Consider the following 23613-nt stretch of genomic DNA (forward strand, 5'->3'; position numbering starts at 1 on the left):
GGGCCCGCTCGGACGTTCTCCCGGAAAGCACTCATCGACGACGTTAGGATCGACCGCTCGTGAGCCAGGTCCCCTCCATCACCCTCAACAACGGCCTCGCAATGCCGCAGCTCGGTTTCGGCGTCTGGCAGGTGCCGGACGACGAGGCGGCGAAGACGGTCTCCACCGCCCTGGAGACGGGGTACCGGAGCATCGACACCGCCGCGATCTACGAGAACGAGACGGGCACCGGCAAGGCCATCGCCGCTTCCCAGATCGCCCGGGACGAGCTTTTCGTCACCACGAAGCTGTGGAACACGGAGCAGGGCTACGACAGCACGCTGCGCGCCTTCGACGCCTCGCTGGAGAAGCTCGGTCTGGACTACGTGGACCTGTATCTGATCCACTGGCCGGTCCCGGCGAAGGACGCGTACACCGACACGTACAAGGCGTTCGAGAAGATCCACGCCGAGGGCCGCGCCAAGTCCATCGGCGTGTCGAACTTCCGCCCCGAGCATCTGGAGCGGCTGCTCGCGGAGACCTCCGTGGTACCCGTCCTCAACCAGATCGAGCTGCACCCGCAGCTCCAGCAGGCCGAGTCCCGCGCCTTCCACGCCCAGCACGGCATCGCCACGGAGGCGTGGTCGCCGCTGGGCCAGGGCAAGGGCCTGCTGGAGGTGCCGACGGTCGTCGCCATCGCCCAGAAGCACGGCCGCACGCCCGCCCAGGCGGTGCTGCGCTGGCACCTTCAGATCGGCAACATCGTGATCCCGAAGTCCTCGACGCCCTCGCGGATCAAGGAGAACCTCGATGTGTTCGACTTCGAGCTGGACGCCGACGACCTCGCCGCCTTCGCGGCGCTGGACGAGGGCAAGCGGCTCGGCCCCGACCCGGCCGAGTTCAACCTCGGCGCCTGAGCCCGGGCCCCCAAGGGCCCGCCGCGGCCCCGTCCGGGGCAGCTGAGCCGGGCCGACGCCCCCTCCGGTGGGCCGGACCTCCTCAGGGGGTCCGGCCCACCGGCCGTTCCGCTGACCTCCCGGCCGGCCCTCCGGCGGTCGGTCTCACCCGACCGGAGGAGGTCGCGGGGGAGTTCCGCCTCCGTGGTGCACAACCGGTCAATCGGCCCCGTGGGCCCCGCCGGTCGCCGCCGAGGGGTACGGACGGGGGACACCGACTGAACGGTAGGCGGAGCACACATATTGCCGGTCTGCTTCTGGACCCCATAACTTGCCCTTATGGAGCTGGAGTTGCGCCATCTGCGAACAGTACGTGCCATAGCCGACACGGGAAGCCTCACCAAGGCCGCCGCCGCCCTGGGGCTGGCCCAGCCGGCTCTCAGCGCCCAACTGCGCCGCATCGAGAAGGCGCTGGGGGGCGCGCTGTTCGAGCGCGACCACACCGGCGCTCGTGCGACCCCGCTGGGCGAACTGGTGCTGGAGCGGGCCCGCGTGGTGCTGCCCGCGGTGAGTGAGCTCCAGGCGGAGGCCGTACGGTTCGCCAACGCCACCGGGTCGTTGGACCGGTTCCGGCTGGGCGGCACGCACGGTCCGCTGCTCGGCGGGCTGGTCGACCGGATGGCCGCCGCGCACCCGGCCGCCCCGGTGTCCACGTACACCTCGTGGTCGGTGGCCGAGATCGCCTCTCTGGTGATCGACGGGCGGCTGGACTTCGCGCTCATCGGGACGTGCGGCGAGAGCCCGCCGCCGCTGGCCGACCGGCTGGTCTGGGAGGTCGTCGGCGTCGACCCGGTCTTCGTGATGCTGCCGGACAGCCACGCACTGGCCGGGGAGAAGGAGTTGGAGCTGGCCGCGCTGGCGGACGAGTGCTGGGCGGACGTGCCCGGTGACGGCTGCTTCGCCGACTGTTTCGCCACGGCCTGCGCGCGGGCGGGTTTCACCCCGGTGTCGGTGTACGAGACGGACACCGCGTCCGTGGTCCATCTGGTGCAGGTAGGGCGGGCGATCGGGCTGTGCCGGGCCACGTTCCCACCGGCTCCCGGGCTGGTGACCCGGCCGCTGGTCGGGTCACCGCTCAGCTGGCGCCATCTGGTGGGCTGGCACCCGCGCTCCCCCGCCGCCGACGCCGCGGCGGCGTCCGTGGCCGGGGCGACGCGCGCGGCGTACGCGGAGGCCGTGGCACGCAGTCCGAACTACGCCGAGTGGCTCACCGCCCACCCGCGGTTCGGCACGGTTGCCTGAAGCGCGACCGCGATCGCGAGGAAGCCGCGCCCCGAAACCGCCGCCGATCCTCGGCCCCTGCGCCGCCCCAGCCGCCTTCGCCCCGCCGCACCGGCCCCGCTCCCTCCTGCCGTCGCCCGCGGGCCTATGCGGCGCCGTGGGCCGGGGCTGCGGCCGCCACGCGGGCGGCGAGCCTCAGGTCCTTCTCTGTGACGGCGCCGCCCGCGTCGTGCGTGTGGACGGCGAGCGCCACCGTGTCGTATCCGAGCGTCAGTTCGGAGTGGTGGTTCAGCTCGTCCTGGATCTGTGCGATGTGCACGGTCAGCGCGGCGGCGGCGAAGTGGGAGGGCAGCCGGAAGGTCCGGGTCAGACGGCTGCCTTCCAGCGCCCAGCCGGGCAGGTCCCCCAGCCGGCGTTCGATCTCGGTCGGCGTCAGCGGTTCGGCGGTCATGGAACGGCTCCTTTGTCTCTCGGTGGTCCGGCGGGGCCCCGCAGCGACCCCCGCCCGCCGGTGACGTTACGGTCTGCGTATGACGACTGTCCCGCCCGACACGGGAGTGGGCCGGCTCCTGCGGGAGTGGCGGGAGCGACGGCGCCTCAGCCAGCTGGAGCTGGCTCTGCGGGCGGACTCCTCGGCCCGCCACATCTCGTTCATCGAGACGGGCCGGGCGCGGCCCAGTGAGGACATGGTCCTGCGGCTGGCCGAACAGCTCGACGTCCCCGTGCGGGAGCGCAACGCCCTGCTGGTGCTCGCCGGTCACGCGCCCCGCTACGCGCAGACCCCCCTCGACGACCCCGCGATGGCGGCACTGCGCGAGGGACTCGACCGCCTGCTGACCGCGTACGAGCCCTACCCCGCGCTCGTCGTGGACGGCTCGTACGCGGTGGTGGCGGCCAACCGGGGCACGGCGCTGCTGCTGGAAGGGGTGGCGAAGAGCCTGCTGGAACCGCCGGCCAACGCGATGCGGCTCACCCTCCACCCGGAGGGGCTCGCACCGCGCATCGTCAACCTCCCCGCCTGGCGGGCCGCCCTGCTGGCGCAGATGGACCGTCACATCGCCCTCGTACGCTCCCCCGAACTGCGGGCGCTGTACGACGAGGTGGCCGCCTACCCGGTGCCTTCACGGCCCGGCCCCGGCGACGGCGACGAGCGCCCCGGCGGGTCGCCGGCCCGGCGGGCGGCCGCGGCCAGGGCGGGCGCCACGCACAAGAGGGACACCGGCGGGGCACAGAGGGAGCAGCCGGTGGCGTTCGCCCTGCCGATGCTGTTGCGGCACGGGGGCCGGGTGCTGTCGTTCGTGTCGTCGATCGCGACGTTCAACACGCCGATGGACGTGACGGTGGCCGAGTTGGCCATCGAGACGTTCCTCCCGGCGGACCGGGAGACCGCCGCCTATCTGCGCGCCCGCGTTCCCTCGTGAGGCGCCTGCCGACCGCTCCTGCCGCCCGCCGCCCCGGCGGGAGCCACCGGGACGGCGGGCGGCCGTGCCACGGGCCCGTCAGACGCGGGCCCCGTTGTCGATCAGGTCGCGCCGGGGCGCGCCCCCGCGACGCCGCGCCTTCCCCGGAACGGGCGGCGGGGCCGTGGCGGACCGCTCCAGGACGAGGGCTCCGGGCACGGCGGTGAACACAGAGGACCAGGTGCCGACGCAGATGCCGATCAGCAGGGCGAGCGCGAAGTCGGAGAGCGAGGCGCCGCCCAGCACCGCGAGGGCGGCCAGGATGAACAAGGCGCCCATCCCGGTGTTCACCGTGCGGGGGACGGTCTGGAGGACGGCCCGGCGGGCGACGGTGGGCAACGGGGTTTGCCGGTTCGTCGACCAGAGCTCCCGCACCCGGTCGAAGACCACCACCGAGTCGTTGACCGAGTAGCCGATGACGGTGAGCAGGGCGGCCAGGAAGATGCCGTCCACCGGCCGTCCCAGCCAGGCGAACGCGCCCACGACGATGATCACGTCGTGCACCATCGTCGCGACCGAGGCCACGGCGAACGTCCAGCGGAACCGGACCGCCAGGTAGGCGAGCTGGACGACGACCGCGACCCCCAGGGCGATCAGCGCGTTGCGTCGCAGCTCGTCGCCCAGGCTCGGGCCGATCAGTTCGTCGCGCACCTTGGTGGTCTCGCCGCCCTCCGCCGCGAGGGCCGTCCGCAGGGCGTGCTCCTGGTCGTTGTCGAGCTGCCCGGTGCGCACGGAGAGGTCGCCTTCGCCCGCTGTGGTGACCTCGGCGTCGCCGAAGCCCGCGGCGGCGATCGTGTCACGGGCCTTCTCGACGTCGACCGGGCGGCTGGTGGAGTACTCCACGAGGCGGCCCCCCGTGAACTCGACGCCGAGGTCCACCCCTCGCACCACGACCCCGGCCACCGCGACGGCGACCAGGGCCGCGGAGACGACGAGCCAGCGGACGGGCTTGCGGAAGATCTGCGGGTCCCGGCGGGCCAGCCAGGTCCGTACGGCGCCGGGGCGCGCCAGGCCGTTGACGCCCCGGTAGGCGCTGATGAAGCGCGAGTTGGCGGCGATCTCGGTGAGCGCGCGGGCGATGACCAGCGCGGAGAACATCGAGGCGAGCACTCCGATGGCGAGGGTGACCCCGAACCCCTTGACCGGTCCGGAGCCCAGGAAGAAGAGCAGGCCGGCCGCGATCAGGGTGGTCGCGTTGGAGTCGGCGACCGCGCTCCACGCCTTCGTGAACCCGGTGGTCAGCGCGGAGCGCAGGGAACGGTCGGGATGCTCGGCGCACTCGTCCCTGGCCCGTTCGAAGACCAGGACGTTCGCGTCGACCGCCATACCGATCGCGAGGACGAAGCCGGCGAGACCGGGGAGGGTGAGAGTGACGCCGAGAGCGACGAGTGCCGCGTAGGAGATCATTCCGTAGGCGGCCAGCGCCACGGTGGCCAGTGCGCCGAAGAGCCGGTAGACGACGATGATGAACAGGGCGGTGGCTGCGGCTCCGATGAGTGCCGCCTGTGCGCTCGCTTCGATGGCCGCCGCGCCGAGGGTCGGGCCGACGGTCCGCTGTTCCACGATCTCCACGGGCACCGGGAGCGCGCCCCCCTTGATCAGCAGCGCCAGGTCGCGGGCTTCCTGCGCGCTGAACGAGCCGGTGATCTGGGTGGCCCCGGAGGGCAGTCCGGCCTCGCAGGCCACCGAGGGGTCGACCTGCGGCGAGGAGATGACCTTCTCGTCCAGGACGATGGCGACCCTGCGCCGGTCGTCCTGTACGGGGTGGCAGGCCGCCTCTCCCGTCAGCCGGGTCCAGTCCTTCCCCGCGCCCTCACGGAAGTCGAGGGACACGGCCCAGCCCGCTCCACCCTGGGCGTCGAAGGACGCGGTGGCGTCCTCGACGCCCGCGCCGGAGAGCCGGGAGGGGCCGAGGGCGAGCGGGCGGCCCTGCTCGTCGGGAAGGGCCAGGCCCTCGGCGTCCGGCGTCTTCTCGGCGGAGACCTTCTCCGCCGGGCCCTCGACGGCGTGGAAGGTGAGCTGGGCCGTGCGGCCGATGACCTCGCTGGCCTGGCGCGGGTCCTGGACGTCGGGCAGCTCGACGATGATGCGGTTCTCTCCGGACCGGGTCAGGGTCGGTTCGGAGACGCCGAGCGAGTCGACGCGCTGCCGCAGTACCTCCAGGGTGCGGTCGGTGGTCTCCCGGTCCGCCTCGACGGTGGCGGTGTCCTTGGCCTGGAGCACCATGCGGGTGCCGCCCTGGAGATCGAGGCCGAGTCTGGGCGACATGGTCAGGGTGATGAAGGCGGAGACGAGCAGAACGGCGACGGCCAGAACCGCTCGCACCGCGGTGGCGCGAGTCATGGAGATCCTCCGGTGGGGCGTCGCGCGCCCTCACCTCAGTGAGGACGGGACGCCGGATCGGCAGAGCAGGTCCGGTGACCGGTCGTGGGACCGGTGTCCCCGCCCGGAGGGCCCCGTACGCCGGGGAGCGCGCCTTGGGGGCCGCGGGGCGCGCCGGAGGAATCCGCTACGGCCCGCTGCACTCCGACGCCGGGCGCGGCCTGCGCCCAAGGACGTGGCGGCAGCAGGTCGTGCGGTGGCGGGGGCGCGTGACCGAGCGGATGGGCCCGGCCGGCGCCCGCTCGGGGGGCCTGGGCCGGGTCGGCCGCGACGCCGGGGAGTTCGGGTTCCGTTTCGGCCGCCGCGCCCCCGTCGGGGAGTGCCCCCGCGTCGGGCCGGCCGGCGGGGGCGTCGCGCGTGTCGCCGACGCTCTCCCGTCCGCCGGCGCGGGTCTGCGGAGCGGGTGCTCGTGGGGGACGGCTGCCGGGAGACGCTGCCGTGGCGGCCGGTGGGGCGGCGAACGCGAACGCGAGGCCGCGCGCGGCGGTTCCGGGGGCCGCGCCGCCCGCGGTGGCTCCGCCGCCGAGCGCGGCGAGCACGGTGAGGAGCAGCACGGCCGGCGCCCACCGCGCGCGGGCGGGCGTTCCGGGTCGCCTCGCCGAGGGCGCCTTCTCCGGCGGCCCCGGGCACGCGGTCACCTCGGCCGGCCGGTGGGCTCGGGCGGCGGGGCCGGCGACCGGCGGTGGCCGAGCAGGGCGCTGAGGACGTGCCCGGCGCCGCAGACCACGGTGGTCGTCGCCCCCGTGCGTACGCCGAACCGGGCGTCTTCCAGCACGTCCTGGCCGTTGGGGGCCGACTGGGGGACGGGGCGGCTCTGCCGCCGCCCGTCGTGCACCGAACGCATCGTTCCTCACCCCCGGTCGGCCGTCTCGGCCGCCCACGAACCCGTCGGCCCGCCGACAGCGGGGCGCGACCGATCCCTCACTATGCAATACGGGGTGGTGGAACGCCACTTCCTGACCGAGGCGCAGCAGCGCTCCCCCGGCCTGCCCGCAGCCGATCCCAGGAGGGGGAGAGCGCCCGGTCGATCCCGTGCGCGCTCCGGGTCGCCCCCGCCGGTCAGCTCGCCGCGGCGCCCGGCGTCTTCGGCAGCGGCGCCGCCGCGGGGAACGGCTCGTTCGCCCGGTCGGCCCCGGCGAACCCCTCGGCCCGCACCGGGACCTGCGGGCCGGAGCACTCGTGCAGCCAGTGGGCCAGTACCCGGTGCACGGCCTCGGCCCCCACCAGCTCGCCGCCCGGCGGAGGGCGAAGGCCGTGAAGGCCCTCCTCGGTCTCAGCGGTCTCGGCGGCGACGATGTCGAGGGGGTCGGTCATTCCGCGGGGCCACAGCAGGAACGGGCGCGACTGCTCGCCGCCCAGTCCGCCGTGCGATCCGATCTGCTCCTCGAAGGCGTGCACCGTCCCGGTCGCCGGGTCGTACCTGGAGTTGATCATGACGTCGGCGACGTGCGGGAAGGTGTCGGTACGCCGTACGGCGGCGGCCGCCCCGACGCCGAAGCCCGCCAGTGGGCCCTCGCCGTCGCGCAGTTCTCCCACCGGTACCTCCACTCCGCCCGGACCGAGCACCAGCGAACCGTGTTCCTCGCTGCGGACCAGGAGGAAGCCGATCCCGGGGTGGTTGGCCAGCGTGCCGAGCAGTGCCGGGTGGCGGCGGTCGATCTGCTCGCGGGAGGCACGGCCCTCGATGTCCGGGAAGGAGAGCAGCCCCAGGTTGCCGGAGGCCAGCACGATCGGGTCGGAGGGCTTGGCGGGGTGCTCGGCCTCCTGTCCCTCGACCGGGCGGTGCAGCGCGATCCGCACCGCGTCACGGGCCTCGGAAGCGCTGCGGGTGCGCTGGGCACGGCGCGGCACGGGCAGCCCGCAGCCCGCCCGGACGAGGTCCCTGAGCGTCAGGCCGTACTGTCCCGCGAAGGTCTCGCCGGGGCTCTGGCCGTGGTCGGAGAGGAGGACGATCCGGTACGTACGCGGGGTGTGTGCGGCGATCTGGACGATCAGAGCGAGGGAGCGGTCGAGGCGTCGGAGGACCTTCTCCGCGTCGCGGCTGTGCGGTCCGGAGTGGTGGGCGACCTCGTCGTAGGCGACGAGGTCGGCGTAGACGGCGGTGCGTCCGGCGAACATGTCGCCCAGGACGGCGGCGACCACCACATCGCGTTCCACCACGGTGGCGAAGGCCCTGATGAGGGGGTAGAGGCCACCGCGCTTGACGCGCGGAGCGGTCTTCCGGGCGCGGGTCGACTCGCAGATCTCGCGGGCGACCTCCGCGGCGAAGGAGAGGGCGGTGCGGGTGGCGTTGGCCGGGTCGGAGAAGTAGGCGAAGTACCCGGCGCGGGAGCGTCGGCCCTTGCCGCGCCGGGCGGCCATGGAGAGCACCAGCGCGAGCTGGTCGGCGCCGCCGCTGAAGAGGTTGCCGCGGCTCGCACCGTCGACGGTGAGCAGGCCGCCGTCGCGGGTGCGGGCGATCGCGCGGCGCTGCATTTCGAGGGCGCTCGCGGGACGGCTGGAGACCATGACCGTGCGGGTCTCCTTCTCGTACCAGCGGAACGCGGGCACGTCGTGGTTGCTGCCGTGCAGGATGGCGAGCTGGCTGGCGCCGGTCTGGCTGGACCAGTCGGTGCGCCAGGGGGTGAGCCGGTGTCCGGCGGGGTCGGCGAGCCACCCGGCGACGGTCGGCATGAGCCCCTCTGCTGCGGCCTTCACCAGGGTGTCGTGTCCGACGCCGTCGAGCTGGAGGAAGACGGTGCCGGGCGGGCCGTCGCGGCCGGGGTCCGGCGCGCTCGGGGAGCGGTCGCGTCTGCGGCGCCGGTCGGCGAGCCGGGAGAGCCTGCGGCGGTAGGCCTCGTCGTCGCGGACGGCGAGGGCGGTCGAGGTGGCGGACGCCACGGCGGACATGACGGCGGCGACGACGACCGCCGTCTCGGGGTCGGAGACGCCGCGCCCGTCCGGGATGAGGCGCAGGGCTATCAGCAGCAGTGAGCCGTTGAGGAAGAAGACCAGGGCGCCCAGAACGAGCGCGGGCACGACGAGCAGACCGCGCACGAGGACGGGCCAGACCAGGGCGGACAGCAGGCCGAAGGCGCCCGCGCCCCAGGCGGCGGTGAACGCCGTCCTGGTGATGGTGTCGCCGTCGTCGGACTCCAGCTGGAACTCGGGCAGGATGCCGGCGAGCACGAGCATGGTGAGGGTGGACACCGCCCAGACAGCGATCACCCGCATCAGGGCCCGGCCCGCCGTACGCCACGTCCGCTCACCCACGTCGGCCCACCTCATGCCTTCTCCACCACGGGCCCCGGTCGTCAAGGGCCCGCCCCCACCTTTTCACAGCGCCGGACCCGGTCGGCGGCCTCCATCGGTCTGCCGGCCTCCTCGCCCGCCTGCCGGGGCGACGGAAGCGAGCGAGGGGCGCATACGCTCGTACCGGCGGCGCTCCCGCGCACAGGGCGGTGGGGCGGCTCCGGGACGCGGCGCCCCGGGGGCCGGGCGAGGAGGCGGACATATGGTGGAGGTCACCTGGTGGGGTCATGCGACCTGCACGATCGAGGACTCGGGGGTGCGGGTGCTGACCGACCCCCTGTTCGCACGGCGCTTCGCGCATCTGCGCCGTCGGCGGGGCGAGGTGCCCCCGGCGCGGGCCGCGGTCGCAGAGGTGGTGCTGGTCTCCCATCTGCACTCCGACCATCTGCATCTGCCCTCGCTGGCCCGGCTGGCCCCAGGCAGCAGGCTGGTCGTGCCACTCGGCGCGGTCGCGGCCGTGCCGGGGCTGCGGGGGCTGCGGAAGACGCGGGGGCTCCACGTGACCGAGGTACGGGCGGGCGACGAGGTGCGGGTCGGCGAGGTGCGGGTGCGGGCGGTTCCGGCGCTGCACGACGGCCGGCGGCTGCCGGTCGGCCCGCGCCGGACTGCCGCGCTCGGCTATGTGGTCGAGGGCGAGGCACGGACGTACTTCGCCGGGGACACCGGGCTCTTCGCCAGGATGGCGGACGCGGTGGGCCCGGTGGACGTGGCGCTGTTGCCGGTGGGCGGCTGGGGCCCCTACCTGGGGCAGGGCCATCTGGACCCGGCCCGTGCCGCAGAGGCGCTGACCCTGCTGGGGCCGAGGTCTGCGGTGCCGGTGCACTACGGCACGTACTGGCCGATCGGGCTGGACGGGGTACGGCCGCACGAGTTCCACTCGCCGGGCGACGAGTTCGTACGGCACGCGGCCAGGCGCGCGCCCGGGGTGACGGTTCACCTGCTGCGGCACGGCGAGCGGGTCCGGCCGGAGGACGGCCGGTGATCCACGGGGTCCAGGCGGTGGTGCGGGAGCTGCCCACCGAGGCGACGCAGCAGGCCGTCGGCTATCCCACGCTGTTCGCACTGGTGGCGCTGGGGTCGTTGGTCCCGGTGGTGCCGACGGGGGCTCTGGTGAGTTCTGCCGCGGTGGTGGCGCTCCACCAGACGTCACCGTTCTCGCTGGTCTTCGTGTTCGCGGTGGCCTCGGCCGCGGCGTTCCTGGGGGACGTCGGCCTTTACTGGCTGGGGCAGCGCGGGGTGCGGTCGAAGAACGGGTCGCGGTGGCTGGAGGTGATCAGCCGCCGGGCAGCGCCCGACCGGCTGGCGCGGGCGCAGGCGAAGCTGGGCGAGCACGGCGGTGCGGTGCTGGTCCTGTCGCGCCTGGTGCCGGCCGGCCGGATTCCGGTGATGCTGGCCTGTCTGCTGGGCCGGATGCCGCTGCGGCGGTTCGCCCGGGGCGATGTCCCGGCCTGCCTGGCGTGGGCGGCGACGTACCAGCTGATCGGTATCCTGGGCGGCTCCCTCTTTCCCGAGCCGTGGCAGGGAGTGGTCGCGGCGGTCGCCCTGACACTCCTGATCAGCGGAGCTCCGGCGGTCTGGCGCAGGCTGCGTGCGGGGTCCGGCCACGGGGCGGGCGACACCGCCGGGTGACCGGCGGGGGGCAGCGGCACGGGCGGGCCGGTCCGGTGTCGGCGGGTTCCTGGCCCGACGGGTGCGTCGCCGGCCGGCGCGGCGGGGGCGCGCCGGCTCATCGCAGAGCGCCGAGGACGGCGGCGAACCGGGCCAGCGCCCGCGCCACGTGCGGCAGTTCCAGGGGCTCCGCGGAGGCGAGGGCCTGGGCCCGCTCCGGCGGCGTGGCCCCCAGCAGCGCCCCGGTGTCCAGCCGGACGCGCAGCGCCCCCAGTTCGTCGCCGAAGCGGTGGCCGCCGGGGGCCGGTGCGGCGAGCCGCTCGGTGAGGTACTCCTCCAGCTCCATGGAGTCCGCGACGCCCAGGGCTGCCAGCCGGGAGCGCAGGGGGCCGAGGTCGGCGTAGAGGTGGCGGCCCGCCTGTGGGGGGCGGGCCAGGGCGCCGGAGCCGAGGACCGCGCGGTGGGCGGCGGCGGCGACCTCGGCCTGGAGCGCCGCGGCCTGCCGGGCCCGTTCCCGTACGGCCTCCGGTTCCGCCAGGGCGTGGGCGGCCGCCCGGGCGAGCGGCCCCGCGACGAGGGCGCCGAGCGCGGTGAGGACGTCCAGGGTGCGGGAACGGCGCGCGGCGGCCTGCTCGGTGTCCGGGAACCGCGCGACCGCGACCGGCCAGGCGGCGGGGGTGAGAGCCCCGGCCAGGTCGCTGATCACGGTGACGTCGTCGGGGCACATCTCGGCCGGGCTGAGCAGGACGGTGTCGCGGGGCCGGTGCACGGTGTCGCGCCAGGTCTCGTCGCTGATGATGTGCAGCCCTTCGCCGATCGCGGCCTCGCAGGCCTCGTGGACCAGCTCGGGCGGCGCCACGGTGGCGGTCGGATCGTCGACGACGGACAGGAGCAGCAGGGTGGGCCGACCGCCCTCGGCGCGTACCCGGCGGACGGTCTCCAGGAGGGCGTACGGGTCGGGGATGCCGCCGCATTCGGCCGGGGTCGGCACGTGGTAGGCGGGTTGTCCGAGCAGCCGGGCCTGCGGCATCCAGCCGGCCGGGCAGGGGCGGGGCATCAGGACGTCGCCGCCGTGGGCGGCGATCAGGGCCAGGAGGAGGGGCTGGGCGCCGGGAGCGGCCGCGATGCCGCCCGCCGTGCCGTGCAGCCCTCGCCGGTCCCAGTAGCCGCCGGCCGCCTCGCGCAGGGCCTGTCCCCCGCCCGGCGGTTCGGGCCGGGTGCATTCGGCAGCGGCGGCGAGCACGGCGGCCAGCTCGGGCAGGACCGGGAGGCCGGGGTCCGGGGCGAGCGGCCCGTAGCGGACGGGCCCGTGGTCCTCGTGCGGGGGGCGCGCGGGCGCGTTGCGCCGCCCTGCGACGCCTGCCGGGGCGTCGGGCCGTGCGCCGGTGCCCTCGGTGCCGTGCATCCGGCCCTCCTCCGCCGCTCGCCGTCCGTGCACCGCCGCGTCCCGCTCCGGGGCGGCGGCGGTCCCTGGGCCCTTTATACGGAGGTTCCGGGCGGGCCGCCCGTCCAATCGCGCAGCCGAACCGTGTGCCGTCCCCGGCACGGCCCGCGCGTGGGCCGTTGCGCCGGTCGGCGGCGGCGCGTGGCGGGGTTCTCAGCGCGCCTGCTGGTTCAGCGGGGCTCCGCCGGGTATTCGCTGAGCCATGTCGTCACCGAGCAGCACGCCCGCCGCGCCCGCCGTCGACCGTCTGCGGAGCTGGCTTCAGGGGCGGGATCTGGCCGTCTTCCACAGCGTCGCGAACCGGCACTGGCCGGGTGCCGATCCTCTGCTGCCCCAGCTGAGCCGGAGCGCCAATCACGGGCTGCTCTGGGTCGGGGCGGCGGCCGGGATCGCGGCGTTCGGCAGCAGCGCGCGGTCCCGCCGGGCCGCGTTGCGCGGGGTCGCGTCCCTCGCCGTGGCGTCGGCGGCGATCAACACCGTCGGCAAGAGCGCGGTACGCCGCAGGCGGCCGAGGGTGGATCTGGTGCCGGTGGTGCGCCGGCTCAAGCGGCAGCCGGTCACCACCTCCTTCCCGTCCGGCCACGCGGCGTCCGCCGCCGCCTTCGCCACCGGGGTGGCTCTGGAGTCCGGGGGCTGGGGGGCGGTCGTGGCCCCGGTCGCGGCGGCCGTGGCGGCCTCCCGCGTCTACACCGGGGTCCACTACCCGAGTGATGTGCTGGCCGGGGCGGCGCTCGGCATAGGAGCGGCGTTCGCCTTGCGCGGCATCGTCCCGACGCGGGGCCAGCTGCCCGCCCCGGGCCGGCCTCCGGGCGAGGCCCCCGCACTGCCCGGCGGCGAGGGGCTCGTGGTGGTGGTGAACCGTGCTTCGGGCACGGCCCCGGCCACGGCGTCGCTCGTGCGCGAGGCGCTGCCGCTCGCGGACGTCGTGGAGGTCGCGCCGGGCGGGCTGGCCACCGCGCTGACCGACGCGGCGGGGCGCGGCCGGGCGCTGGGGGTCTGCGGAGGCGACGGAACGGTCAACCTGGCGGCCTCCGCCGCGGCGACGCACGGCGTGCCCCTGGCGGTCTTCCCCGGCGGGACGTTCAACCACTTCGCCTACGACCTGGGCATCGAGACCGTCCAGGAGACCGCTGCCGCGCTGACGGCGGGGGACGCGATCCGGGTGGACCTCGGCCGGTTCCGGCCGGGCCCGAACGGGGAGGACGGAGCGGACGGCTATTTCCTCAACGCCTTCTCGCTGGGCGTCTATCCGGATCTGGTGCGCACCCGGGAGCACTGGTCGTCCCGGATCGGCGGCTGGCCGGCGGGGGTACTCGCGGCGTTCCACGTACTGCGCGGGCAACGACCGCTGGAGGCCGAACTCCAGGGTCGCAGGCGCCCGTTGTGGCTTCTCTTCGTCGGCAACGGACTCTTCCAACGCGTGGGCCCCGCTCCGGGCCGGCGTCACAACCTGGCGGACGGGCTGCTGGACGTCAGGGTCGTGCACGGCGGCCGGACACCGGCGCTGCGCCTGCTGGCGGCGGCGGTGGCGGGACCGCTGACCCGCTCCCCCGCCCATGCCGCGGTGCGACGGCGCCGGGTGCGCATCGCCGGCCTGGCACCGGGGACTCCGTATGCGTATGACGGTGAAGTAGCGCATTCCGGAGAGGAGTTGACCATCGACAAGCTGCCGGAGGCACTGACCGTGTACTGCCCGATGCCGCTCTAGAGGTTCGGCGGAGCGCCCCGCCATCCACATCGCGAGACACCCATCTCACTATCCGGCATGAGAGCGTACGGTGCTCCCGTCGCCGTACCGTCGGCGCGAAGGATCTCGGGGAGAGGACGGCACGGTCATGCCGAAGGAGACCGCCGTGTACACGCACGGCCATCACGAGTCGGTCCTGCGCTCGCACCGCTGGCGGACGGCCGCCAACTCGGCGGCCTATCTGCTCGGTGAACTCCGGGCCGGTCTGGCCGTCCTGGACGTCGGCTGCGGCCCGGGAACCATCACCGCCGACCTGGCCGCCCTGGTCGCGCCGGGCCCGGTGACCGCGGTCGACACCGGGTGGACCATCCTCGACCAGGCCGCCCGGGCGGTTGCCGAACGCGGCCTGGACAACGTCGCGTTCGCGGTGGCCGATGTCCACGCCCTCGACTTCCCCGACGACTCCTTCGACGTGGTCCACGCCCACCAGGTGCTCCAGCACGTGGCCGACCCGGTCCAGGCGCTGCGGGAGATGCGGCGGGTCTGCCGCCCCGGCGGCGTGGTCGCGGCGCGCGACAGCGACTACGCGGCGATGACGTGGTATCCGACGTCGCCCGGGCTGAGCGAGTGGCAGGAGGTGTACGGGCGGGTGGCGCGCGGCAACGGCGGAGAGCCCGACGCCGGACGGCGGCTGCTCTCCTGGGCCCGGCGGGCCGGGTTCGCCGACATCACCCCGACCGCCGCCGCCTGGTGCTTCGCCACCCCGGAGAGCCGGGCCTGGTGGAGCGGGCTGTGGGCGGACCGGACGACGGACTCGGTCTACGCCGATCTGGCGGTCCGGGGCGGTCACGCGAGCGGCGAACAGCTCGCGGCCATCGCCTCCGCGTGGCGCTCCTGGGGCGAGGAGGGCGACGGCTGGTTCATGGTGCCGCACGGCGAGGTGCTCTGCCGCAAGTGACGCCCGGCCCCGCCCTCAGGGGCGGCGCCACTCCATGACGTGGCCGGTCGCCCGGAACCGCTCGTTGCCCGCGAGCTTCCCGGTTCTCGTCTCGACGACGACGAAGCCCGCGCTCTCGTAGAGAGCGCGGGCGCCGTCGTTCCCGGCCAGCACCGTGCACGCGACCGCGGCGGAGTCGGCGGCCTCCAGCGCATGGCCGAGCAGGGCCCGCCCGATGCCCTGACGGTAGCGGGCGGGGTCGACGTACAGCCAGGTCAGCTCGGCGTCCGCGTACGCGGCGAAGCCGGCGACCACCGGCTCGGCACCGTCCCGGACCTCGGCCACCCACAGCGCCCCGTCGAACAGCCCCTCCCCCTCGTAGGTCTCGGCCAGCGTGAGGAAGGCCTCCACGCCGACGGAGGCGCTCAGCTCGTCCAGACGCGCGGCGTCGTGGATGCGGGCGACCGCCTCCCAGTCCTCGCCCCGGTAGGCCCTGACGGTGACCCCTGATGACAAGCCCGGCTCCATGGCCCCGACCTTGGCACCGCCGCCGGGACCGGAGCAAACGCATTTCGGCGGACCCGAATCGATCACGCTCATGGCGGGCGCCAACTACCCTCTTGCGCATGGAGATCCTTGGAACCACGCTGCGTATCTGCGTCGCCGACCTGGAGGCCGCGGTGGCCTTCTACGAGGGGTTGACGGGCACGTCGGCCCAGCGCTTCGAGCGCGGCGGGGTGTCGGTCGCCGCGATCGGGTGCTTCCTGCTGATGAGCGGGCCCGAATCGCAGCTGGAGGTGTTGCGCAAGGTCGGCGCGACCATCGCCGTACGGGACGTCGACGAGGCGAACGCGGCGCTGACCCGGGCGGGTGCGCGGATCGTCGCGGGGCCGGTGCCGTCCCCGGCGGGCCGCAGCCTCATCGCGCTGCACCCGGACGGCTCGGTCTTCGAGTACGTGGACCGCAACGTCACCGACTGATCCGCCGCGGCCGACCGAGGGGGCGTCCGGCGGGCCGGGGACAGGCCCCGGGAGACCCGTCGGGCGCCCCCCGGGGCCCGTGTCACCTGCTCCTGCGGCGGAACAGGTAGCCCCCGCAGGCCAGGCCGATCAGGAACATCGCCAGCAGGGCGAGCCAGAGAGGCGCGGTCACCTCGGGGATCAGCACCCTGATGGTGACCTTCTCCGTGTTCATGCAGATGAACACGATGACGAGCACGATCAGCACGGCGACGGCGATGCGTCCCGGGGTCAGCAGTCCCGCGCCGCGCCCGCTCGATACGTCCTTGGGGCTCATGGTCCGGCCCTTCCCGCTCGTTCCTCGCGTCCGGCCCGTCGTCCACGCGGCCGCCCCCGGAGCCCCAGCATGGCCGCGGAACGGGCCGGGGGCCGGTGCTGTTCGGCCGTTCGGGTGAAGGGGCGGCCCCCGGCGTCAGTCGGCCGGGACGACCGGGAGCTCCAGGACACCGGTGTCCTCGGGAGAGCTGAGGACGGTGACGGGCTTGACACCCCGGTTGCCGAAGTACGCGGTGTCGCTGGCGGCGATCACGAACTCCAGGCGGTGCCCCGCCTCGTACCGGTGGACGATCCCCGGCAGCTCGACCGTGAAGGGGCGGGTGACGTCGGGGACCCGGACCGGGGAGACCAGGCGGTTCACCAGCCTGCGGCTTCCGTCGGGCCCGACGTCGTAGATCTTGGCGAACAGGACCAGCTTGTCGGCGGCGTCGCCGCTGTCCTGGACCCGCTCGGCACTCGGGGAGACGACCTTCAGGGTGGCCCTCGGAGCGCCGACGACGTCGAGGGACGCGGTGAGCGGGGCGCTGCGCCAGCCGAGGTAGGTGCCCTCGGTGTCGTACGGATGGGGATCGGGCAACCCGATCAGCGGGGCGATCGAGCTCTCGGAGTGGCTGGTCGCGACGGGCCGGTTGGTGTACTCGCGACTGCCGCGGGCCACCTGGGAGCGGTCCTCGACGAGGGCGCCGTCGCCGGAGAGGTACAGCGTCCGGGAGAGGCCGGGGACGTCGTCGGCGGTGCCGTAGCCGCCGCGCCAGGCGCGGTAGTAGGAGAACGCGGGCCCGGTGTCCGTCCCGGTCCGCCCGCGCAGATGGCGGTCGAACCAGGCCAGCACCCGTCGGCCGACGTAGCTGGTGTCCAGGTTCCCCCGGCTCAGGTCGAGTTCGCCGGGGGCCTGGCCCCCGCTGTGTCCCCACGCCTGCCAGATCATCTTTGTCTCCGTGCCCTGCGCCCTGAGCGTCCGGTACGTGGCGGTGGCCTCGTTCAGGTTGAACAGGCTGTCGGCCTGCCCCTGGACGATCAGGGTGGGGGCCTCGACCCGGTCGAGGTAGGAGGCGGGTGAGACGCCGCGCAGGTAGTCGAGCATCGCGGCGGCCCGTTCGGCGGGGTAGCGGCCGGAGTTGAGCAGCCGGATCGCCTCGCAGGCGCGGGCGGCGAAGTGCAGGCAGTCCGGCCGGTTGAAGCGGGACGGGTCCAGGCTCGGGTAGAGGAGCGGTTGCCCCTCGCCGATCAGGTAGAACCCGTTGGTCCACTGCCACTTGAAGACGCCGAGGGTGTCGGAGGTGACACCGGTGCGCGCGCCGGTGTTGTTGGGGGCCAGTGCGTAGGCGAGGTCGTTCCAGGTGACCAGCGGGACGAGGGCGTCCACGCGGGGGTCGACGGCCGCGGCGGCCAGTTGGACGGCGCCGCCGTAGGAGCCGCCGATCATGCCGACGCGGGGGTCGCCGACGGCGTCCCGGACGACGAAGTCGACGGTGGTTCCGTCGTCGGCCGCCCTCCGGCCGCCGAGGAAGTCCACGAGCGCGCTCGCCGCCTCGCCGTCCACGGCGGGGTCGTCGAGCGTGATCAGGCAGCCCGACGCGCCGAAGCCGAGGCCCGAGTAGACCAGGCCGACGTAGCCGCGGGCGGCGAAGGCCCTGCCGATGGCGTCGGTCGAACCGTCGGACTTGCTGCCGCCGAAGCCGTTGGTGGTGAGGACGGCGGGGGCCGGGGCGTCCGCGTCGGCTCCGGCGGGCCGGTAGAGGTCCGCGTCCACCGTGCAGACGCGGTCCCCCGCCTCCACGGTGAACGTCAGCGGCGTGACGGCGTACGGGTCGGCCGCGGCGCGGGCCGGTCCGGCGAACAGGAGAGGCGCGGCGAGGGCCGCGCCGGCGACCGCGACGAGCGGGCCGCGCCATCGGGAAACAGCACCTGACACGAAGACCTCCACACCGAGGACAGCTCACCGATCGGTGAGCACCGAGCCGCACTCACGCTGTGACACACGTCATACCCGAGCCAACGTACCGCTCAGCGGTTCTTGACGGGTATTCACTCTCCGCGCCCCGAAGGCGCGCGGCCGAACGCCCGTGCCCACCGGGCGCGAGCGGAATCCGGGGCAACCGCCGAGGAGGGTCAGCGCAGGGCGGGGGCTTCCACGGTCAGCGTGCACCGGCCGCCGTCCGCCGGCGCGTCGAGCACGGCGGGCGCGCCCAGGGGGAGGGTCAGCGCGTTGGGGCCGTGCCCGAATCCCAGCTCCTCGACCACGGGTATGCCGAGCGGGCCGAGCCGGTCGGCGAGCACGGCCCGGATCTTCTCGTACGGCCCGCAGTCCTGCCAGGACCCGCAGACCACGCCGGCGAGCCCCTCCAGAGCGCCGGACCTGAGCAACCGGGTGAGGATGCCGTCGAGCCGGTAGGGATGCTCCCCGGTGTCCTCGATCACCAGCAGCCCGCCCCTGCCGTGGGTCCGGCCGCACGGGGTGCCGGCGTCCGCGGCGAGGAGGCTGACGCAGCCGCCGTGCAGGACACCGCGGGCCCGCCCCGGGACGAGGGCGGCGGCCGTGTCCCGGCCGAGGGTGCGGACTGTCTCCGGTGCGAAGAGCGTGGCGCGCAGATGCTCACGGGTCGCCGGCTCCGTCAGGAACGCCTCGGTGGCGACCATGGGGCCGTGCAGGGTGCTGAACCCGGCCCGGAGGGCGAACGCCTCGTGCAGCACCGTGGCATCGCTGTAGCCGACGAACGCCTTGGGCCCGGCGGCCCGGATCGCCGCCCAGTCCAGCAGGTCGACCATTCGGTGCGCGCCGTACCCGCCGCGGGCGCACAGCACGGCTTCCACGGACGGGTCGCACCACGCCTCCTGGAGGTCGGCCGCGCGGTCGGCGTCCGCGCCGGCGAGGTAGTCCAACTCCGGGTGGGCGCTGGAGACATGGGGCCCGACGACCGGGTCGAGGCCCCACTCCCGCAGCAGGGCGACCCCCTGCTCCAGCCGGTCGGCGGGGACGGGACCGCAGGGGGCCACGACGGCGACCCGGGAGCCGGGGCGCAGCCGCGGCGGCCGGGCCGACGCGCCGGGAGCGCCGGCCGGACGGTGGACCTCGCCCGTCATGGCGCCAGGTCCAGGCGGGGCACGTCGGGGCGGTCGATACCGAACGTCTGTGCGTAGAGGGAGAGTTCGGCCTCCAGCGCCCGGACGAGGGTGTCCGTCCGCCGGAACCCGTGGCTCTCGCCCTCGAAGGCGAGATAGGCGTGGGCGACGCCCCGCCCCGCGACGGCGGCCAGGAACCGCTCGCACTGGGTCGGCGGGCAGATCACGTCGTCCAGTCCCTGGAGCAGCAGGAAGGGAGTGGCCAGCCGGTCGGTGCGGTGGATCGGGGAGCGTTCACGGTAGCGCTCGGGCGCCTCCGCGAGCGGGCCGACGAGGGACTCCAGGTACTGCGACTCGAAGTCGTGGGTCCCGTCCTTCGCCCATCCTTCGAGGTCCAGGATCGGGTAGCTGATCGTCCCGCACGCGTACAGGTCGGTGCCGGTCAGCGAGGCCGCGGCGGTCCAGCCGCCCGCGCTGCCGCCCCGGATCGCCAGCCGGCCCCGGTCCGCCGCGCCCTCCTCGACCAGCGCTTCGGCCACGGCCGCGCAGTCCGCCACGTCGACGACGCCCCACTGGCCGCGCAGCCGTTCGCGGTAGCGGCGGCCGTAGCCGGTGGAGCCTCCGTAGTTGACCTCCACGACGCCGATGCCGCGCGAGGTGAAGTAGGCGATCTCCAGGTCCAGGACGAGCGGCGCGTGGCCGGTGGGGCCGCCGTGCGCCCAGACGACGTACGGCGGGAGTTCGCCGTCGGGCCCGGTGCGCTCCGGGCTGCGCGGCGGGTAGACGTGGGCGTGGATCTCCCGGCCGTCGGGGCCGGTGAAGGTGCGGTCCTGCGGCACCGGGTAGTAGGCCGGGTCGACCGCGTCGCGATGGGGTGCGCCGATGACACGCGTGTGCCCGGTGGCGGTGTCCAGCTCGACGACCTCGGGGCCGGTGCGTGGGCTCGCCGCGACGCCGACGACCCGGGTGCCGTGCACGGCGAGCGTGTCGGACCAGGTGGTCCACGGGCCCGGCGCGTCGGCGAGTTCGCCGGTCTCCGGGTCGAGGATGCCCAGCCGCATGCCGCCCTTCCCGTGCAGGACGGCGATCAGCCCGTTGTCGAGCGGGTGGAACCAGCGCAGCCCGATCTTCCACAGCGGCCCGCCGAACTCCTCGCCGCGGGGCGGGAGAAGACGGCTGCTGGCAGCCTCGCTCCCCGCGCCCGCGTCCGGGCGGATGCGCTGGAGCTCCCACCAGCCGCCCAGGTCGGAGACGAACAGGAGGCTGCCGTCGCGGTCCCACTCCACCTGGCAGACCGACTCCTCCGGGCCCCCTACGAGGGGCCGCACGCCGGTGAACTCGCCCGCGGCGGTGACCTCGGCCACCATGACCACCGTGCCGTCCCAGGGCATCCGGGGGTGGTCCCAGGCGAGCCACGCGGCCCACCGTCCATCGTGGCGGACGCGGGGCCCGGTGACGAAACGGTGCCGGTCGTCGGAGAGTTCACGGACCGCGGAGCGGTCCTCTGCCGCCGATCCGTCGAGCGGCACCGCGGCTGCCACCCGGCGCACGTCGGTCGGGGCGGGGCCGGTGAACTCCTCCATCACACACCACACCTCGCCCCGGGCCCCGTGCTCGGGGCGCAGGTGCGGGTCCACCCAGCGCAGCCCTCCCCCGATGTCAGAGACGGGGGTGAGGGGCCACGGGGCGTCGGGTCCACCGGGCACGCAGGCGTACAGCCGCTGGTCGGCGAAGTGGACGAACACCACCAGGGGTTCGCCGTCCTCGCGCACCAGGCCCGCCCAGGGCTGCCCGCCGTACTCGATGACCCGGCTGCGGGCGTCCCACGGGGCCGGCAGCGCCGGGGCGGTGGCGCCGTCGGCACGGCGGCGCATCAGGACGCGGCGGCCGCCCTCGGCGGGGCGCGGCTCGGTCCACCACACCTCGTCGCCGACGGTGGCGAGGTGGTCGGGCCGGCCGTCGTGCGAGGCGGCGAGCGCCGCGTCGATCGGCGACGGCCAGGTGCCGTACGCGGCTGCTGGCACGGTGTTCACGGTGACGGTCCCCCCGGTGCGGGTCAGGCGGTGCGGATCAGGCGGTGCGCAGGTAGTGGTCCAGGACGCGGACCCCGAAGTGGAGGGCGTCGACGGGCACGCGCTCGTCGACGCCGTGGAAGAGCCGCTGGTAGTCGAAGCCCACGGGCAGCTTGAGCGGGGTGAAGCCGTAGCCGGTGATCCCCAGGCGGGAGAACTGCTTGGCGTCGGTGCCGCCCGACATGCAGTACGGGACGGTGTGCCCCCGGGGGTCGAACCGCTCGACGGCGGCACGCAGCTTGGCGTACGTCGGGGAGTCCACCGAGGCCTGCAGGGCCGTCTCGCGGTGGTAGTACTTCCAGGAGACCGAGGGCCCGGTGAGCCGGTCCATGGTGGCCTCGAACTCGTCGTCGCCGCCGGGGACCGTACGGCCGTCGATGAAGGCGGTGGCGTGGCCGGGGATGACGTTGACCTTGTAACCGGCGTCCAGCATCGTCGGGTTGCTGCTGTTGCGGATGGTGTTCTCGACGAGCGTGGCAGCCGGGCCGAGCTTGCCGAGGAGCTGGGCGACGTCGAAGCCGGGGTCCTCCAGGTCGGCGGTGATGCCGTGCAGGGCGGCGATCTCGGTGATGGCGGCGCGCACGGTCGGGGTGAGCCGGACCGGCCACTCGTGCTCACCGATCCGGGCGACCGCGCCGGCCAGCGCGCTCACCGCGTTCTCGTGGTTGACCTTGGAGCCGTGCCCGGCCCTGCCCGCGGCGCTCAGCTCGATCCACCCGGTGCCGCGTTCGCCCGCGGCGATCGGGTACAGCGAGAGCCCGTCGCCGGCGTGGAAGGTGAAGGCCCCCGATTCGCTGATGCCTTCCGTGCAGCCCTCGAAGAGCCCCGCGTGCCGGTCGGCGAGGAAGCCGGAGCCGTCGACGGCGCTGTCCTCCTCGTCGGCGGTGTAGGCGAGGACGATGTCGCGGCGGGGACGGAATCCCTCGCGCGCCCAGCCCCGCACGACGGCGAGGACCATCGCGTCCATGTTCTTCATGTCTACGGCTCCGCGCCCCCAGACGACCCCGTCGCGCACCTCGCCGGAGAAGGGGTGCACGCTCCAGTCGGCGGGTTCCGCGGGCACCACGTCAAGGTGGCCGTGGACGAGCAGCGCGTCGGCCGACGGGTCGGCGCCGGGGATGCGGGCGACCACGTTGGTCCGGCCGGTGGTCCGCTCCAGCAGGGTGGGCTCGACTCCGGCGTCCGCGAGCCGCTCGGCGACGTATTCCGCGGCCGGGCGCTCCCGGCAGTCGCCGCCGCCCCGGTTGGTCGTGTCGATCCGGATGAGCTCGGAGGTGTACGTCACCACCTCGTCGAGCGCCTGCCGGTCCACGGGTCCGAGCAGGTCGGGGGCGTCAGCCATACTGTTCCTCCACAGCGGCCGACACGATCGTCGTCACCGCCTTGAACGTGCGAATTCCTTCGTACATCGTCCTGCTGGTGTACGCCACGCGCCGCTCGCCGCTCCCCGCCACGCCGGGCACCACGGTCGCCGCGCCCGCCAGGTGCTCGGCGTCGAACTCCAGCTCCACGGTGAACGTAACCCCGGTGACCGGCTCCCGGCGACCCGCGAGCGCTGCGGCGGCCTTCGCCGCGGCCCTGATGTCGGCGGCGGTGCGGGCCGGGGTGCGGCACACCGCCGCATAGCGGGAGACGTGGTCCTTGACGGCGACCGTACGCGCGGCGGGGGCGTACCCCTGGGCGTCCGCGCAGGTCAGGTCGTCGCCGGTGACCAGGACGACGGGCACCCCGTACTCGGCGGCGAGGTGCGCGTTGAGCAGGCCCTCGCTCGCGCGGACCCCGTTGAGCCAGACGCCGGTGATGGAGTTGGCGAGGTAGGTGTGGGCGAGGACGCCCTCCGCGCCCGCTCCGGTGTGGTAGCCGACGAAGGCCACGGCGTCCACGTCGCCGTGCTGGACGCCCTCCATCATGGAGAGCGACTTGTGCTTGCCGGTGAGCATCTGGACCCGCTCGTCCAGGTGCTCCAGCAGCAGGTTGCGCATCGACCAGTGGGCCTCGTTGACGAGCACCTGGTCGGCGCCGCCGTCGTAGAAGCCGAGCGCCGCCGCGTTCACGTCCGAAGTGAACATCGACCGGCAGCGCTCCCACTGCGGAGTCCCCGGCAGCACGTCGGCCGGCCAGGTCACTCCGGTGGCGCCCTCCATGTCCGCGCTGATGAGGATCTTCATGCCGCCACACCGTACGCCTCGTGAACGGCGGGGGCCAGAGAGGGGCCGCC

20 protein-coding genes are annotated in these 23613 nt (G+C 74.6%); 8 read left to right on the forward strand and 12 right to left on the reverse strand.

All coding sequences use genetic code 11. The features are described from left to right. Window positions 1-59 precede the first annotated feature (59 nt). Together V9U70_RS05400 and V9U70_RS05405 are read left to right on the forward strand one after the other, a co-directional pair. Window positions 60-896 (forward strand): aldo/keto reductase, encoded by an 837-nt coding sequence (locus tag V9U70_RS05400; RefSeq protein ID WP_336673289.1) that lies wholly within the window; start codon window positions 60-62, stop codon window positions 894-896. Between the two features lie 318 nt (window positions 897-1214). Then, complete coding sequence (locus V9U70_RS05405; protein ID WP_336673290.1) at window positions 1215-2177, forward strand: LysR family transcriptional regulator; 963 nt, start codon at window positions 1215-1217, stop codon at window positions 2175-2177. 124 nt (window positions 2178-2301) lie between these two features. On the opposite strand, the gene V9U70_RS05410 is transcribed toward V9U70_RS05405, so the two are convergent. Next, on the reverse strand, window positions 2302-2607 hold the full coding sequence (locus V9U70_RS05410; protein ID WP_336673291.1) for a 4a-hydroxytetrahydrobiopterin dehydratase: 306 nt from the start codon (window positions 2605-2607) through the stop codon (window positions 2302-2304). Between the two features lie 79 nt (window positions 2608-2686). Here V9U70_RS05410 and V9U70_RS05415 point away from each other — a divergent pair, with 79 nt between their 5' ends. Beyond that, window positions 2687-3577 (forward strand): helix-turn-helix domain-containing protein, encoded by an 891-nt coding sequence (locus V9U70_RS05415; protein ID WP_336673292.1) that lies wholly within the window; start codon window positions 2687-2689, stop codon window positions 3575-3577. Window positions 3578-3655: 78 nt separating this feature from the next. Here V9U70_RS05415 and secD read toward each other — a convergent pair whose 3' ends face one another. The 3 genes from secD to V9U70_RS05430 form a co-directional block, all read right to left on the reverse strand. Next, on the reverse strand, window positions 3656-5959 hold the full coding sequence (secD, locus tag V9U70_RS05420) for a protein translocase subunit SecD (protein ID WP_336673293.1): 2304 nt from the start codon (window positions 5957-5959) through the stop codon (window positions 3656-3658). Window positions 5960-6632: 673 nt separating this feature from the next. Then, window positions 6633-6842, reverse strand: a complete 210-nt coding sequence (locus tag V9U70_RS05425; protein WP_336673294.1) for a hypothetical protein — start codon at window positions 6840-6842, stop codon at window positions 6633-6635. 215 nt (window positions 6843-7057) lie between these two features. Next, window positions 7058-9265 carry a phage holin family protein gene (locus V9U70_RS05430; protein ID WP_419723935.1) on the reverse strand — a complete coding sequence of 736 codons (2208 nt, stop codon included), beginning with the start codon at window positions 9263-9265 and terminating at the stop codon, window positions 7058-7060. A gap of 229 nt (window positions 9266-9494) precedes the next feature. Between V9U70_RS05430 and V9U70_RS05435 the strand changes: the two genes are divergently transcribed. Further along, entirely contained in the window at window positions 9495-10271 is a 777-nt protein-coding gene (locus tag V9U70_RS05435) for an MBL fold metallo-hydrolase (RefSeq protein WP_336673369.1), read from the forward strand. Further along, window positions 10268-10918, forward strand: coding sequence for a DedA family protein (locus V9U70_RS05440; RefSeq protein ID WP_336673295.1), 651 nt, complete (start codon window positions 10268-10270; stop codon window positions 10916-10918). Before V9U70_RS05435 ends, V9U70_RS05440 begins: the two co-directional genes overlap by 4 nt. A 97-nt stretch (window positions 10919-11015) precedes the next feature. Here V9U70_RS05440 and V9U70_RS05445 read toward each other — a convergent pair whose 3' ends face one another. Then, window positions 11016-12302, reverse strand: coding sequence for an aminotransferase class I/II-fold pyridoxal phosphate-dependent enzyme (locus V9U70_RS05445; RefSeq protein ID WP_336673296.1), 1287 nt, complete (start codon window positions 12300-12302; stop codon window positions 11016-11018). Between the two features lie 241 nt (window positions 12303-12543). On the opposite strand from V9U70_RS05445, the gene V9U70_RS05450 reads away from it, so the two are divergent. Both V9U70_RS05450 and V9U70_RS05455 read left to right on the forward strand, forming a co-directional pair. Continuing rightward, window positions 12544-14049 carry a bifunctional phosphatase PAP2/diacylglycerol kinase family protein gene (locus V9U70_RS05450; RefSeq protein ID WP_336673297.1) on the forward strand — a complete coding sequence of 502 codons (1506 nt, stop codon included), beginning with the start codon at window positions 12544-12546 and terminating at the stop codon, window positions 14047-14049. Window positions 14050-14176: 127 nt separating this feature from the next. After that, the gene (locus tag V9U70_RS05455; protein ID WP_336673298.1) at window positions 14177-14986 is read left to right on the forward strand and encodes a class I SAM-dependent methyltransferase; all 810 of its coding nucleotides are present in this window, start codon (window positions 14177-14179) and stop codon (window positions 14984-14986) included. A gap of 15 nt (window positions 14987-15001) precedes the next feature. Here the strand turns inward: V9U70_RS05455 and V9U70_RS05460 are convergent, their stop codons facing one another. Then, window positions 15002-15481: a GNAT family N-acetyltransferase gene (locus V9U70_RS05460; protein WP_336673299.1), complete on the reverse strand. Its 480-nt coding sequence runs from the start codon at window positions 15479-15481 to the stop codon at window positions 15002-15004. A gap of 110 nt (window positions 15482-15591) precedes the next feature. Between V9U70_RS05460 and V9U70_RS05465 the strand changes: the two genes are divergently transcribed. Beyond that, window positions 15592-15945 carry a VOC family protein gene (locus tag V9U70_RS05465; RefSeq protein WP_336673300.1) on the forward strand — a complete coding sequence of 118 codons (354 nt, stop codon included), beginning with the start codon at window positions 15592-15594 and terminating at the stop codon, window positions 15943-15945. 82 nt (window positions 15946-16027) lie between these two features. On the opposite strand, the gene V9U70_RS05470 is transcribed toward V9U70_RS05465, so the two are convergent. From V9U70_RS05470 to V9U70_RS05495, 6 genes are all read right to left on the reverse strand, one after another. After that, window positions 16028-16261, reverse strand: coding sequence for a LapA family protein (locus tag V9U70_RS05470; RefSeq protein WP_336673301.1), 234 nt, complete (start codon window positions 16259-16261; stop codon window positions 16028-16030). A gap of 135 nt (window positions 16262-16396) precedes the next feature. Continuing rightward, entirely contained in the window at window positions 16397-18187 is a 1791-nt protein-coding gene (locus V9U70_RS05475) for a CocE/NonD family hydrolase (RefSeq protein ID WP_336673302.1), read from the reverse strand. A 185-nt stretch (window positions 18188-18372) separates the two neighbouring features. Continuing rightward, on the reverse strand, window positions 18373-19344 hold the full coding sequence (locus V9U70_RS05480) for a S66 peptidase family protein (protein WP_336673303.1): 972 nt from the start codon (window positions 19342-19344) through the stop codon (window positions 18373-18375). Next, the gene (locus V9U70_RS05485; protein ID WP_336673304.1) at window positions 19341-21356 is read right to left on the reverse strand and encodes a S9 family peptidase; all 2016 of its coding nucleotides are present in this window, start codon (window positions 21354-21356) and stop codon (window positions 19341-19343) included. Before V9U70_RS05485 ends, V9U70_RS05480 begins: the two co-directional genes overlap by 4 nt. 37 nt (window positions 21357-21393) lie before the next feature. Continuing rightward, window positions 21394-22737, reverse strand: coding sequence for a M20/M25/M40 family metallo-hydrolase (locus V9U70_RS05490; RefSeq protein WP_336673305.1), 1344 nt, complete (start codon window positions 22735-22737; stop codon window positions 21394-21396). After that, on the reverse strand, window positions 22730-23563 hold the full coding sequence (locus V9U70_RS05495; RefSeq protein WP_336673306.1) for a M55 family metallopeptidase: 834 nt from the start codon (window positions 23561-23563) through the stop codon (window positions 22730-22732). Before V9U70_RS05495 ends, V9U70_RS05490 begins: the two co-directional genes overlap by 8 nt. Window positions 23564-23613: the final 50 nt, after the last annotated feature.

It is taken from the genome of Streptomyces pratensis, from assembly GCF_037137275.1.
GTDB lineage: Bacteria > Actinomycetota > Actinomycetes > Streptomycetales > Streptomycetaceae > Streptomyces > Streptomyces pratensis_B.

Bases quoted from the DNA above. Each gene is read 5' to 3' on its own strand.
- V9U70_RS05405 (WP_336673290.1), top strand. From the start codon at position 1,215: ATGGAGCTGGAGTTGCGCCATCTGCGAACAGTACGTGCCATAGCCGAC.
- V9U70_RS05410 (WP_336673291.1), bottom strand. From the start codon at position 2,607: ATGACCGCCGAACCGCTGACGCCGACCGAGATCGAACGCCGGCTGGGG.
- V9U70_RS05415 (WP_336673292.1), top strand. From the start codon at position 2,687: ATGACGACTGTCCCGCCCGACACGGGAGTGGGCCGGCTCCTGCGGGAG.
- secD (WP_336673293.1), bottom strand. From the start codon at position 5,959: ATGACTCGCGCCACCGCGGTGCGAGCGGTTCTGGCCGTCGCCGTTCTG.
- V9U70_RS05425 (WP_336673294.1), bottom strand. From the start codon at position 6,842: ATGCGTTCGGTGCACGACGGGCGGCGGCAGAGCCGCCCCGTCCCCCAG.
- V9U70_RS05430 (WP_419723935.1), bottom strand. From the start codon at position 9,265: ATGAGGTGGGCCGACGTGGGTGAGCGGACGTGGCGTACGGCGGGCCGG.
- V9U70_RS05445 (WP_336673296.1), bottom strand. From the start codon at position 12,302: ATGCACGGCACCGAGGGCACCGGCGCACGGCCCGACGCCCCGGCAGGC.
- V9U70_RS05450 (WP_336673297.1), top strand. From the start codon at position 12,544: ATGTCGTCACCGAGCAGCACGCCCGCCGCGCCCGCCGTCGACCGTCTG.
- V9U70_RS05455 (WP_336673298.1), top strand. From the start codon at position 14,177: ATGCCGAAGGAGACCGCCGTGTACACGCACGGCCATCACGAGTCGGTC.
- V9U70_RS05465 (WP_336673300.1), top strand. From the start codon at position 15,592: ATGGAGATCCTTGGAACCACGCTGCGTATCTGCGTCGCCGACCTGGAG.
- V9U70_RS05470 (WP_336673301.1), bottom strand. From the start codon at position 16,261: ATGAGCCCCAAGGACGTATCGAGCGGGCGCGGCGCGGGACTGCTGACC.
- V9U70_RS05480 (WP_336673303.1), bottom strand. From the start codon at position 19,344: ATGACGGGCGAGGTCCACCGTCCGGCCGGCGCTCCCGGCGCGTCGGCC.
- V9U70_RS05490 (WP_336673305.1), bottom strand. From the start codon at position 22,737: ATGGCTGACGCCCCCGACCTGCTCGGACCCGTGGACCGGCAGGCGCTC.
- V9U70_RS05495 (WP_336673306.1), bottom strand. From the start codon at position 23,563: ATGAAGATCCTCATCAGCGCGGACATGGAGGGCGCCACCGGAGTGACC.